General features: G+C 51.0%; 12 protein-coding genes. 3 read left to right on the top strand and 9 right to left on the bottom strand.

All coding sequences use genetic code 11. From position 1 onward, the window contains the following. Positions 1–5: 5 nt before the first annotated feature. Positions 6–446, bottom strand: a complete 441-nt coding sequence (locus AB1L42_RS11090; RefSeq protein WP_367054774.1) for a hypothetical protein — start codon at positions 444–446, stop codon at positions 6–8. A gap of 276 nt (positions 447–722) precedes the next feature. Here AB1L42_RS11090 and AB1L42_RS11095 point away from each other — a divergent pair, with 276 nt between their 5' ends. Further along, positions 723–1,052: a hypothetical protein gene (locus tag AB1L42_RS11095; protein WP_367054777.1), complete on the top strand. Its 330-nt coding sequence runs from the start codon at positions 723–725 to the stop codon at positions 1,050–1,052. Positions 1,053–1,216: 164 nt separating this feature from the next. On the opposite strand, the gene AB1L42_RS11100 is transcribed toward AB1L42_RS11095, so the two are convergent. Together AB1L42_RS11100 and AB1L42_RS11105 are read right to left on the bottom strand one after the other, a co-directional pair. Continuing rightward, the gene (locus AB1L42_RS11100; RefSeq protein ID WP_367054780.1) at positions 1,217–1,672 is read right to left on the bottom strand and encodes an isoprenylcysteine carboxylmethyltransferase family protein; all 456 of its coding nucleotides are present in this window, start codon (positions 1,670–1,672) and stop codon (positions 1,217–1,219) included. 52 nt (positions 1,673–1,724) lie between these two features. Next, the gene (locus tag AB1L42_RS11105; RefSeq protein ID WP_367054783.1) at positions 1,725–2,300 is read right to left on the bottom strand and encodes a hypothetical protein; all 576 of its coding nucleotides are present in this window, start codon (positions 2,298–2,300) and stop codon (positions 1,725–1,727) included. A gap of 1,220 nt (positions 2,301–3,520) precedes the next feature. Between AB1L42_RS11105 and AB1L42_RS11110 the strand changes: the two genes are divergently transcribed. Beyond that, positions 3,521–4,159 (top strand): suppressor of fused domain protein, encoded by a 639-nt coding sequence (locus AB1L42_RS11110; RefSeq protein WP_367054786.1) that lies wholly within the window; start codon positions 3,521–3,523, stop codon positions 4,157–4,159. Positions 4,160–4,234: 75 nt separating this feature from the next. Here AB1L42_RS11110 and AB1L42_RS11115 read toward each other — a convergent pair whose 3' ends face one another. Together AB1L42_RS11115 and AB1L42_RS11120 are read right to left on the bottom strand one after the other, a co-directional pair. Continuing rightward, on the bottom strand, positions 4,235–5,032 hold the full coding sequence (locus AB1L42_RS11115; RefSeq protein WP_367054789.1) for an SRPBCC family protein: 798 nt from the start codon (positions 5,030–5,032) through the stop codon (positions 4,235–4,237). A gap of 452 nt (positions 5,033–5,484) precedes the next feature. Further along, entirely contained in the window at positions 5,485–6,093 is a 609-nt protein-coding gene (locus AB1L42_RS11120) for a DUF6348 family protein (RefSeq protein WP_367054792.1), read from the bottom strand. Between the two features lie 1,946 nt (positions 6,094–8,039). Here AB1L42_RS11120 and AB1L42_RS11125 point away from each other — a divergent pair. Then, on the top strand, positions 8,040–8,633 hold the full coding sequence (locus tag AB1L42_RS11125) for a hypothetical protein (protein ID WP_367054795.1): 594 nt from the start codon (positions 8,040–8,042) through the stop codon (positions 8,631–8,633). Between the two features lie 103 nt (positions 8,634–8,736). Here AB1L42_RS11125 and AB1L42_RS11130 read toward each other — a convergent pair whose 3' ends face one another. From AB1L42_RS11130 to AB1L42_RS11145, 4 genes are all read right to left on the bottom strand, one after another. Next, entirely contained in the window at positions 8,737–9,171 is a 435-nt protein-coding gene (locus AB1L42_RS11130) for a GNAT family N-acetyltransferase (RefSeq protein ID WP_367054798.1), read from the bottom strand. A 321-nt stretch (positions 9,172–9,492) separates the two neighbouring features. Continuing rightward, positions 9,493–11,259, bottom strand: a complete 1,767-nt coding sequence (locus AB1L42_RS11135; RefSeq protein WP_367054801.1) for a serine/threonine-protein kinase — start codon at positions 11,257–11,259, stop codon at positions 9,493–9,495. Next, positions 11,210–11,851 (bottom strand): ECF-type sigma factor, encoded by a 642-nt coding sequence (locus AB1L42_RS11140; RefSeq protein WP_367054804.1) that lies wholly within the window; start codon positions 11,849–11,851, stop codon positions 11,210–11,212. Before AB1L42_RS11140 ends, AB1L42_RS11135 begins: the two co-directional genes overlap by 50 nt. Before the next feature lie 827 nt (positions 11,852–12,678). Then, a partial coding sequence (locus AB1L42_RS11145) for a hypothetical protein (protein ID WP_367054808.1) occupies positions 12,679–13,262 on the bottom strand: 584 nt, incomplete at its 5' end.

Below are 13,262 nucleotides of genomic sequence, written 5' to 3' on the forward strand. Positions count from 1 at the left end.
AAGTCTCACGGAGCACCGTTGGTATGCACCAGCAAGAGTGCTGCGAAGAGTAAGAATGTATATGTGTCTGACAGTCGCACATCTGATTGTGCGTCTTTGAGAGACAGTAGATACAGGGCATCTATGAGAGTTGAAACTCCCAGGACGAAGGGGCCTCCGTAAACCGCGTAGATCAACCCCACGGTGAACACGTCTGGCAAGCGGTCTCCTGCCATGCTGTAGCCAGTTACATAGACAAGGATCACTGCGGCAATCGTGGCCACGAAAAAATGAGGCATGAATCCGCGGTCGCGCCTTGGATACTCAAGACATAGCCGGACCCAAATGCTCATTACAGCTGCTTGGACGACAGCCGCCACCGGCCACCACTCTTGGCAACCTGATGAGCGAGCAGCAAAGAAGAAGATCCCAGCGACAGACACAGCCATCTCAACACGTCTGCCCATCGGGAATGCCCTCTTTCTGGTTAAATGACACGATCCAATCAATTCAGCTGGGAGTCATTGCTCGTTGAAACAGCAACTATTATTCTCGTCAGAGCTGCATTTTAAACGAGAGTTGCTGGCGACTCCAATTTCCTGTTCTGAACGACAGTTCTCACCATGTGTTGAATGTAAGCTGACGTGACCTGCGATTCTATGAATACAGGCAATAGTTGCCCTACGGTTGCTAGATTAAGCCGATGCGTTTGCTATCCAAGACATCGGGTTTGGCTTCTTACCATGACGAACAACTTAAAACCCTCCTGGAAGAGCTCTGTTGTACGCTCCGGTAAGCGATGGAAGCCAAGGCGTTGGGCGACGGTTGGGTTTGCTGTCGCTTGTGTTCCCATTGCTGCATTTGGTGCGTATGGAATCTATGTTGATGCGCAGTACGCCGCGACTCTACCACCAGATGAGCCCCGCTGTGGAAATGTTCTGATGGCGGCAATGTTCATGATTTTTCCGATCTCGCCAATGATTGGCTGTGTTGGTGCTTTGATCGGCTACGTTTCCGCTGTTGTGTTGAACGCAGCCTCCCATCGCCAAACACGACGCGGCCGCGATAGATAACCATCGCAGACAACGCAGTGTAAGTGACCCGGTTGCGAAGCCGTGCGAGTGTGTGAGGTGAGCTGCCCGTCTAACACGTACCTCTGAGGGAGCCAGGTGCGATCGAAAGGTTGTGTCATAGATGGAATTTAAGCTATGTCCATTCGATGTGCTGGGTGTTTTACTTAAACGACGAACGGGATAAGCATAGATGTTTTCCTTTGGTATTCGACGTACTCGGGAAACCTTTCACTTAGGAGTGTCTCTTCGAATCGGATTTTCAGGAGCAGGGTTCCCAGCAATCCGATCCAGCAGATGGTGATGGAAATCTGAGGTGGTGCGAACGCGCATCCAGCACTCGCGAGTAGCAACGCTGAATACATTGGATGACGAACCCATCGATAGGCTCCTGTGGTCTTTAAACTCGCGGATTCTCTCGGTGTCGGGGAAACAGTCAGCGTCTTTGATCCCATCGAAAAGATCGCCCAAATCATGACTGCGGCCCCAGCCACGACGAGGAAGTTGGCAACGTAATTGTCTCGACTCCAGGCATGCTGCAAGAAGATCGCTGCCGCCAATCCAAACTGCGCGAGCGTAAGTAACAAGGGCTGCAAAGGGTGATGCTTCATTGAGTCCGGCATTTTCGGATCCGATACTTCGTAGAATTTGCGTCAGCTCTGCGGTCGTCTTCAATCAGCTGTTTCGCCTCTTGAAATGTGCCACTTCGTGGTACGGAAACGGGTAAGAAGCGTCTCCGGAAATCTTGAGTCGCCACTTGTTGTACAGTTGGGTGAGTTCTTCGTCGAAGTTGTCGCGAAGTTCGTAAGCAATAAGTGTCATTTCCCGATGCTCTGTCAGCAACATACTTGCTAGCCATTCTTCGGTCGTCTTGTCCACAGGAGGTTCAGCTGCCAAGTGCAGGAATGCAGAGCCGAGAGAGGTTCGCTGAGAGTCATTGAGTTGCAGAAAAACGTGTTCAAGCCAAACAAGGAACTGTTGTAGCAAAGTGTCTCCATATCCGTTTTCTTCTCGGTCAGGTGGTGCAGCTTCGGAAATTGCTTCGGAAAGATCGGTGAAAATGACGTGGCTGAAGTCGGCTCTCTGGTCCGCCAGAAATCTCTCACAGTGAGCAAGCAATTGGAGAAAAGACTGAATTCGGATGTCTCGGTCCAAGCCCGTTTCGGCGATACACTCAAAGTATGGGGAGACACTCTCGCGATACTCGAGGTAAAAGGGATCTTCGTCAATCGAATTAACGACATGTAGCATAGATAGTCACAGCTTTTTCGCACCGTCGGACAGTTATCCAGGTTGTTGTTTTACAGGACGAAACGCCCATTCGGCGAGCCATGACTCAACAGACGGTGAGACGAGATGGAGCCATTCATGGAAGTTATTCGACGAATTCGCCTCGACTCTGTAGACAGGGGATGCCGAGTCGAGCAGGTCAAGTACGTATATCGTAACGCACCCGCCCTCACAAAAGTGAAGCATGTGGTCTGGCCAAATTGGTCCGTTCGGTTCGGATTGATTGGCAGAACGGTACCTCGAGTGCCAATCGAGGACACTGTCTTGGTCGGATGCGATCAGTGGAACAATCCCGTAAGCAGGCCCAAATCCGCCATTTGCGACTTCGGAGTACAGCCTCCGCAGAAACGGAGTTAAACGTAAGTTTGTCGCTGTTTCAAACTCGCAGATCTCGGCTGAAGCAAGTGGCGGTGGAGGTGCAGTCGTGAGATTCGTCACACAATCAACCGGCGGATGGACGCGAATCCGCCATTGAAGAGCGGTAATAGTATCGGCGTTGTTCATCGTTTTGAAATTCTAGGTAGTTTGCCGTTTGGCTTCCACAAAAACGTGGAAGACTCATTGCTTTCTGCAGTTGTTTTCACCGTGGTCTTTTCTCGACGATAGCGACATGGGATATGAATTTTTTTGACGCAGAGAAAAAAACCGCAACATCTCCGTGGAACGCGCAGAAGCTGTGAAGCAAATGAGTGCTGTCACCGTGCAGAGTGATTCTCAATATCTTCAATGCTTTAAAGGTACATCAAACGCGTCTAGTAGGGGCTGCGCGTCTGCATCGGCCAACTCGAGTCCAAGCAGTACTGCGATCGTGGGAGCAATGGCGATATTGTTGATGGTTGGCAACTTGATGCCTCACCGAATGCCAGCGCCTGATAGGATGCACATGGCTTTCATCTTCGGATGTTTGGCAAGAAGTCCATGAGTGCCGAGCGAAGTCTGAGCCTCCAAAGTCAGCCGTAATTAAAATTCCAAATACAGGTCCGAACTTCCGTGGCAGTGCGCGGACTATTCAGCAAGCCCTGTCGTGTGGTGTTGGATCTCTAGATCGCATCGATTTGAGTTCTGTCGTTCTATTCATCTTCAGGTGTTTATTGACTTCTTCTCCTTGTTGAAGCAGAATCCTACAGAGTCGAAAGTTCTTTGTTGAATGAGAAACAATACACTTCAAATTTGGGCATACGATGCGTGTTGAAGGCGTTATTAAAATTATGGCATTCGCCATTCTTACAGGGGTGATTCTAATGATGAGCACAGGCAGTGCTGATGACGATGCTTGGCAGCGTCAATGGGAAGCACGACAAAAGGCGCTCGAAGCTGTTTTGGGTGCGGCCGATGACAAGGTGCTGCATTCACCAGTTCCGTTTCATCTCGATGGTGCAGCTGATGTCCTCGTCTTTCGAAAACACAACGAGGGAGTCGTTTACGTCACCGCCGACTTAATTGGCGATGATCGGTCCAAGCCAAACTCACTCGGTCAGTACGAGCTGATGATCTGTACTCCCAAGGACTCGGATTGGGCTCCGCAGCTAATCAGCAACTTGGCCAAGTACACGATTGTCGCGGTCCTCAACCCCAACGACACTATGGACATCGGCCCTGCTTTGCCCAAGCCGAGCGAGGTATCCGCATTTCTTTACTTGCCCTACTCGAAGTTGGAGGTTGAAGGTAAGAAATCTGCCGTAATGCTTTGCTTGGGGATCACATCAGCGGAACTCAAATTCATTCAAAACAACGACGTAGAAATTCTCGTGAAAGCCCTCAAAAAGGCTGGCATCTACCCGATGACCGACTTGTCCCGTTCGTCGGTCCCGCTACCATAAGCACGTCAAACCATGGGTGTGAGCGGTGGCGTGGAATCGAGTTGAGTGCTGCTGTCCGTGTAAAGAGTTATCAACTCAATCAGTCTTGGCCATTTGTTTTAAGTGTCGGGCAATCGCTCGTTTTAGCAGAAACGAGATCATCCACAGCACAGGTTTTGTCAGATTCGATTTCGGGAACATTTGGAACGTGCGGACAATGTGTGTCTTGTCGCCGTTTCGCTCAAACTCCCACAGTTCATCGAAACTCGTTGCCAGACCAGAGAGAGGTCGTGAGAATTCGCTCATGTGCAAACGCACCTGTCGTGTTGGCTCCCAGTTGACGATCTCTTCAACTTGCGTCGAACCGTCCTGATTGGTCACTCGAATTCTTGTTCCGATGATCTCGGGAGTCTCTATCTCAAACTCAGCCGCCTTGATTCCTGGCAACGGTCCATAGCCGTTGAACTCGGGCCATTTGCTTAAATCGAGAATCTTGCTGGCGATTTCTTCGGGCTGTTCAGGGAGAGTGATCTCGCAGGCAAACCGGATCGGTTTCGGTGCGGCAGACTCAACAGCCATTCGCCATGTCCAACCGATGAGAAGCAACTGAAGCGGGACTCGAACCAGCAGGTAGATTGGCCCCCACTGATGTCCTCCCATTCTAACGTGGTTCACCGCAGCGTAGATATTGACCGGAAGGAACAGGAGCAGCATCCCAATCATGATCCAACCGGTCAAAGTGCGATACCGGGGAACCAGCACTGCGGCCGCGGCGATGATTTCGAGAATGCCTGTCACGTAGACGAGTTCGGCACGCATCGGAATCCATGGCGGGAGCATGTCTGCCATCGGCGTTGTCATAAGAAAGTGACCAACTCCGGTGAACAAAAACACCAGTGTGAGTCCAACGCAGCCCAAAAATTCAGTCTCGAAACTTTTTCGTTCAATGATTCGTTGCACGACCCTCCCGACAACCAGAGGTGTTACCAACAGTCCGATCATGATGGCAATCGTCGTCATCTGTTCAATTGATTTCTGTGTGAATCTGGTAAGAGGTAAGTTCGCGTCAGATTCTGAGTGTCGAACGATACATTCTTGATTGCGTCGGTCAGTTCATCAACGGGTAGTATACAAGACAAAACAGTGTTCGCGGTCCAAGTGAAATTCACGTTAACAATGGAAAATTTAGACACTTGCTGTGGCAGGCATCTTCGACGTATGAGCGAGGTTGTGACTCGAGAAGCAATGCTCGCTGGGTAAACCAATCGACCCAGGCAAAACTATAGAATGTCAAATTGTGGCAGGCGCATACTGTGAATGAGTAGGCAGTTTTTTGGCGTCAAAGATTATTCTTCCCTGTCTTGAATGATGAGGAAGACACGAACGCTGTAGTATTCTTCGCATTTGGGCCAATCGACCTTCGCCATTTCTGTTTGGACATCGACCCACTCATCATTGTCAAGGAGCACCTCGATCGCAGATTGTTCAAACTGATATTGCCCGTAGAAGCAGCGGACCCAATGTGTTCCGCCGGGCAGTGCAGATTTCTCGATCTGTTCTGCGAGAGTGTTGAACCATTCAGTTGGTGGTTCATCGTAATTTGGCGGTAATCCTCGGGAATTGATGCGTCCGATGGTGACGCGTCGTGACTGACCATTGATATTCCAGTACTCCGTTTCAACCTGATGATCGTCTTCACTGTGATAGAATGCGGCAAGGAGCACATGAAATGAATTCAGCACGAAGCTTTGAAACCCGTCGGCGATCGCCGCATCTTCCGTTTTGCCGAATCCGCCAAACGACTCGACGAGGATTCGATCCGGTCCCACACGGAGAAAGATGTCTATTTGAACGGCCTTAGAGTTCGGAGTTGACGCAATGTCACGGGCAACAGCACCGCAAATGGCAGGATGGTCATCGACGAGGACCCACCCATCACGAACTATTGCATTCATTCCGTGACTGCGGAATAGTTGCTCCAGCAGGGAGTTGATCTTTTTATCACCATGGACCTCTGGCACTGGTTGCGATTGTGTGTTTGTCGAATCTACAACAGGTGGCGGCGACTCAGAACAACCCGATAGCGCAGCCAGGAGTGTCAACGTGAGGTTTCTTAGAGTCTTGAACATGGGAGTCTGATATCGATTGCAATTTCGCTGATCATCAAGTCCAGAGATGTTCACACATCACCGGAAAGCTCGCAAGTTCGACAATTCAACATAACGGAGGTGTTCGCAGTTTGTACTTCAGTGGATGGGTGAATCCAGAATTGCGACCGATCTCAGAAAGTCACGCCTACGTCCGCAAGGGAATGACGCGTATGCGATCCTGCACTTCTTTGCGTTGATATGCGGTGAGTGTGATCAATAACACGACTCTTAGAGTCTCCCAAATTCCGGATCGATTTTTCGTCACCAATCTCAGCTTTCAAGCCGGATTGATGAGTTTGAAATTTGGTATCTGCTTGTGAAGCGGGTTGCCTGAATCCCTTGCCTCAATTTGGACGTTTTCCTTTGCCTTGGCGCGGGAAATATGAATCCCCAAATTGCATCGATCGCACCAAGCGAGAATGTAACCTCTCCTCGACTCTTAGTCACCAAAAAACACCGCTTTCACTTCGCCATTTCCACAACTGGTACAAGTACGGTGTGAACCCTCAAGGACGTCTGCTACAGCAAGGAGCCAGGCTGTATAAACTTGTTCTCTTTTCTTTTTATTTTTTTTGTTTTTTCTCATTGCGTTTTTGTGACTCATCCCGTGCTGGGGTGACATGCATTCGAGGAACTGCGACAGGAGTCATCCCTGTGGCGAAGTATGCGGACGTGAACGGACTAGGATCTTTCCGATTCGCACTTTCAACCGTGCTGGGCTATTCCCTTTCTTGAATAGTGCTCCTCTTTCATCGTGGTCAGGTGTTGAAGTTTTAGACTCGCACCGACTTACTGAATTGCTTGACATAAGCGCGTACCTTCAACTTGATATCCGTGTTGACAAACTGGATTCTATTCAGAAAACTCCACCACTTTGTAAAAGATGTGAAAATGCCAGTGCTCACAGGGTCTGGGTACTCGATATGGCGTCCTGAGGCTTGACAGGCAGAGATTGGAGCGGGTATCAATGAAGCCCGTCAAGGGCTTAAACCTCCTGGTAAATTGGGTAATGTGAGGTTAGTGATGCTAGAGCTATGCGGGGCGTGTGGCGGGCGTATTATAAGTGGAGGTGACAAGTTCATTGGCTTGACGTTCTGTGGTGAAGGATGTTCCTCACAGTTCAAGGCGGCGATTGTCGATCAGATCCTCCCTGCGGAGGATGTCTCTGCTCAAGTGGCGGAGATTTTTCATGCACCCTGCCCCCTATGCGGCAGATTAGCGGGAAACGATCTGTACTCGGCAACCAGAATTACAGGGCTGCTGTTGGCGTATCATGTCGATTCAGAAACAGTTCTCTGTTGTGCCGCATGTGGCCGAAAGAATCGGCTGGTGGCAGCTGCACACTGTCTCTTTCTTGGTTGGTGGAGCATTCGCTCCGCGTTTTTCAATATCTTCGTGTTGCCGACGAATTTGATCGCCTCGATTTTTATCTCCGAACCGGATGAGCCATCTGCAAAGCTGGCGTCCTTTGTCAAAGTTCAGATAGCGAATCGAATGCAAGATGAAATCGCAACCAGACTCGCTACTCGAAGTGCGCAGGAGAATGTTTAGGATGTCAGAGAGAGATCAACGACATTGGAATCAGACGGACGACAAGTTTTGGGTAGGGTTGTCACTACAGGCATTGATGTGAGGCAAGATTTGAAGATCGGTGGGTTAGATTGTGTGAAGGAACCCGGCAACCGGAGTGACAAGTCACACACAACGAATAATGCATGTCTCTTGATTAATTCGTGTGAGAAGATTCCTCAATGAACATTGTTGGTCTAATTGTGACGGGCGAACAGACGGGTAGCTACTATTGGGCGCAGTCCTACCCATCGAAAGATCGAAACAAGAATGGCTACATCGACTACTATCGTGTTCCTGTCTACAAGTTGCGGATCAACCAGTATGACAAAAACTGGAAGGTCACAGCCTTCAGGGATTGGACCGGATTGAGATTCATGCCATACTACAACGATCCAAAATCTCCCAACCGGAAGTATAAATCACGAGGATTCCTTGTTGCAGGGCTGAGCAACCCTCGTCGTGGGCGGGTCCGGACTTACAAGTCGGACTATCGTATTCAGAATACGGTCTCTCCGTTCGACGGGGCGATTGTGATCACTGGAGCATTCTACATCCATGCGGGCCCTCAGAAACTCAGTGACTGGGGCTGGGGATCAGCGGGATGTGTTGAGGTGATTGGAAACTTCGATGGCTACAAAAAGGATATTGCTGCGCTCGGTGGGGTTTCCGGGAATGTGGACGATGCAATCGCCAAGCTTGTGAGCTGGAAGAAGCTGTATTATGATTTTAAAGCGGCTACGCCCCCAAAACTTCGTGTCGAGAGCGGCCATTGAGCGAGTAGCTGTGAAGACCGAGCGTGTTGAACGGGTGGCCACAGCAAGGTGAGTCGGTTGAGTATGGAGTAATCCGTGACTGAGGCTGTTTGGACCGACTTGTTTATACGCCTGCGGTGAATTTTAGGCGGAGCACGTTTTGCCCCGTGGGTTGATGGATCTTTTCTTCCATTTTTACGAACCCATACCGGGTGTAGAATCGACGGCCGATGGAGTTCTTCGAAAAGACTTCGACTTCAAGAGTCTCATTTTCAGAGTGGGCTTTGTCAACGAGTGCTCGACCTATTCCTCTTCCATAGTGAGAGGGCTCCACAAAGAGTCCACCGATCTCATTGGCTATGAGTGCGATGAAACCGACGACTTCTCCATCGACTTCAGCCACCCAAGTCTCTGCATTTGGCAAATACAACTCGGGAATGTTCCTTCGTTCTTGGGCTAGAAAGTCTTCTTCCAAGAATGGGTGTGCAAGCCGGGTTGCACTCTCCCAGGTCTTTAGGATGGCTGCGACATCGCGTTTCTCGTACTTCCGTATCTGCATCTTCGGCGTCCTGCGTGAGGTTGTTGTGAAACCCCAGTGACACACGCGGGCGTTCGCAGGTTCACCTAAGTAAATTCACGATGAGTAGACGTAGGTTGTGATAAGGAGGTGGGACGCAGGACCACCTTTGACTTAGGGGGGACGAGCAGAGCTTGTTTGGGCGGAGTTGATCGATGTGCTGGTGGGAATGAACTCGAAACCTAGAGCACCTTTCAAAAGCGTTTAATGATAGTGTACATGCATAGGAGTCGGACGAGGCCGTAGAACAGATGATCGCGATGTTCGTAGCGGGTAACAGCACCCGAGGCGGCTGCTGACACGTCAGCGGATCTGAGCGTTCTCGATTTCGTCGAGTGCGAGATATGCAGAGGCAATACTCTCACCAGAGAGCTTCCTTCGCCACGATTCAGCGGATGGGTTGCTCGATTTCAGCATGTGCCAGAACCACCAGACTGAAACGGCAAATCCGATGATCCCGATGACGAGCGAGGGGATCAGGGAATAGGGGTGGAGGACGCCGTCGAAACCGACAGCTACGCACACGGGAATCCACATCAGCCACCAGACAAACCCAATCAAAATTCCGGCACGCAGGTAACCGGATCGCAGGCTGTCGAGCTTGTTGCGAATATCGACCACTGATTTCGAGTAGTCGATTCTTTTGATTCTGGTCACAACCAGGAGTGACTGGGAGATCACCAGCACGCCGTACACGTGCAGGATAAGTCCGTTTACGACACGATGGGGAATGTGGGTATTGCGGGCCCAGCACCACACTCCCAGCACAATCAACGCAATTCCCACCAGCACTTGCAGCATCTGTCCACGGAACAATGGCCGCAGTGAGTTTTCGACGCGTTCCATCAACTGGCGACGTGTCAGCAACATTCGGCCCGCGAGTTCCTGCTGCGCCAAACTGGCAGATGTGGTTGTTTGATCTTCCCGAGGTTGCGCATCAGTGACAACCGTTTTTTCAAATGCTGGATTCCGTGTCGAAGTGATCACTTGCACGTCGGATTTGATCTCGCTGGCTTGTTGGTAGCGGCGCTGCGGTTCCGTCTCGAGCGTACGCAGGACAACCTCATCCAGTCGGACATCGATTTCGACTCTCTTCGATGGTGCTTCAAAGCGTCCGATCGGGAGTTCCCCCGTTAGCATTTCGTAAAAGACAACCCCCAGCGAATAGATGTCCGCTCGACCGTCGACGTTACGCGAACCTTGCAATTGCTCGGGTGCCATGTACCGCAGCGTGCCCATTACCTGATGCGTACCTGTCAGCACGGTCGACTGGGCCTCGTTGCCCAGGATCCGTGATAGACCGAAGTCAGCGATCTTCACTGAACCGTCGGTGGCAATCAGGATGTTGTCGGGTTTGATATCGCGGTGAACAACGCCTTTGTCGTGTGCGTACTGCAGCGCATCGCAGAGGTGTGGCACAATGGCCAATGCGTGCTCTGGGGCCAATTGGCCAGCTTTCACAACATCGCGCAGAGTCGAACCATCGACAAATTCCATGAGGAAGTAATAGGTGTCGTCCACCTTGCCGAATTCATGGACCGACACGATGTTGGGGTGATTGAGTTTGGCGAGGGTGCGAGCTTCCCGCGTGAAACGCAATGCGAATTTCACATCGTGACCAAATTCTTCTGGCAGAATCTTTAGCGCCACCAACCGGTCCAGACCTGATTGACGAGCCTTGTAAACGGCCCCCATGCCTCCAGCTCCCAGCAGGTCGATGATCTCCAGAGAGGGGAAGAGTTGGGCCAGATGCTCGACCGTCGGCGGTACGAAGGCACCAGCCCGCTTCTCGTCATCGTTCAGCGCGTCGTTAATGGCCTCGGAGTGATCAGGAAACCGGTCCAGATACTCCTGCTTCGTCGGCGTGTCGCCGCGTCGTTGACGATAATCAACTTCCAAGACGACAAGTTCGGCCAGAAGCACATCTCGTTCAACGTCGGCCATGTCCTCGACAAGCACAGACTCGATGGTTGGAGGCTCGTTGGACTGCCATTTGTTTTCAAAGGCAGCGCACAGATCGTCAATCCGTTCCAAAGCTGCGATCGGGAGTTTCTGGTGGCGAACGCTCATGGTTTTCAATGAATTCCTGCTGATACTTTTCTCGGATCAGGTGCAGACGACGCTCAATCGTCCGCTCGGAGCACTCAAAACGCCGGGCAAGTTCCGCGTTTGAATATCCCTCTAACTTAGCAACCGCCAATTCCTGAAGGTGCCCGACACCGAAATGAGAAAAAAATTGTTCGACCGATTCCTGCATCATGAGCACCATTTCCGGGGATGGCTCGTTCCCGATGACTTCGATGACTGTTTCATCGCTCCCACCGAGCGAATGAATCTCGACGTTTCCGCCGCGACGTTGTCGTCGATCATGCCGACGCTTGTCGATCACTTTCCTCGCTGACATCTGCAGCAATAGCCGCCACAGGCCGTCGCGATCCGATAAATCCGGAAATCGACCCTGCTCGGCCGCAGCGTAGAAACTGTCGAACACGCTCAGCACGATATCCTCTTCGTCCGAGACAGCACGATTCTGACCCCTGAGACGTTGTCGCACAGATCGTACCAACCGGTCGAAGTAGTGGTGCCAGATCCGATTTGCGGCGGCAGGATCACCATACTTGACCAGATCGATCCAGTGAGTGACGTCATTCGTGTCCGACATGCCAAAAACTTGCAGCGCTTAAAAGCGTCCTCATATGGTCCGGTTGGATAGGATTTGCCAAGCCACCGTTTCAAACATTCGCGAACGATGAAGATGCAGCAGCGGGCCGCCAGTATCTCAGTGATGCGAGTGACCGGCAACGCCTAAGACCAAAGAACCTTCCGCTGCTTCGCATTGTTGTCAGCGATTCACTCAAGGAAGAGTGGTCGGCTCGATTTGCTTAGAGTGGCTGACCAAGGGGGAAAAGTGTCCGCGCGAAGATTGGCGGATGAGTTCGCGTATCGTTCGATTCTTTAAAACGTGCCGCGCGGGCCTGTTTGGTGACAATCGCAGACTTCACGACTCTTCCGTGCTCTCCGTACAACCCTTGGTGAAGCGCGACTTGTGCAAAGTGTTCCGTTAAGCTGTCGAATGGTCAGTTCTACCTCATTCAGAAGGATTTTGAGGTTGGAACTTCGAATACGCCAGTTCAATCGAATTGAGCCGGAGTGAATACGCTGGGCGCGGTGCCGTGCCCTCACTTGAAGCACATGGTAATAATCTCTTGTGCCTTCGGCACTCAGCCGATTTCAGCCGGGCCACCCCGCGAATGAGATTGGATATGTGGATGCGCAGTTATCGTCGATCCAAATCCGGCCAAGCGTTCTTCACGATCGTTACACACGAGCGACAGTCAATTCTGACAACGGAAACGGGGCGTCGTTGCCTACGTGGAGCCGGGGTGAATAGATGCCCCAATCCATAATGGCCTCTCCAGTAGTGGGGCTGCATCGCTACCGCGATTCGTCATGCCCAACGTCACTAGCCGTTTCCGTTGGAGCATTTCTTTACTCTTCCTTGTCAGCGAGAGAGGGAAGGATAGTCCTTACTAACTGGCCGAAAAATGGTAGAAGCTTGTGGGAAACGGCAACTTCGGTTTTTAGAAATTGTTTGTCGAAGCGAGTCCCGACCGCGATCGGAGGTGCATTTCGAAACAGCTCTATGAAATACATATAGTGCGATATTCCACTTGTAAGAAAACTTACGTAGAAGAAACCGGTGTCGAGGCGAATGTCCATCAACCATAGTGCGAGTGAATCGATATCTAGCAACACTACCATTTGATTGTCTGGGTTTAGTAGTTGGTAGGCTGAAAATATCCTTTCGTGGTCTTCAAGTCTTTTCCCTGCATCATACAAGCCGAATTCCTTCAGGAGTCCGTTGACTCCTCCGGTGGTCAAAAGCAAAGTGTCCTCGTTCAGGACTCCGATCGCGAGATTCGCTTGAATACTCGTCAGATTGAGGGAGGTCGTTAGAATCTGCTTACCGTCCGCGAGAATTGAATCGATTTCGTATTCATGCTGCACCAATTCTTCGTTGAACAGAAATCGTTTGTCGTTGAAGGCCAAAACAAGCCATCGGTGAAGACTGT

Origin of the sequence: Thalassoglobus sp. JC818 (genome assembly GCF_040717535.1) — a bacterium.
Classification (GTDB): Bacteria; Planctomycetota; Planctomycetia; order Planctomycetales; family Planctomycetaceae; genus Thalassoglobus.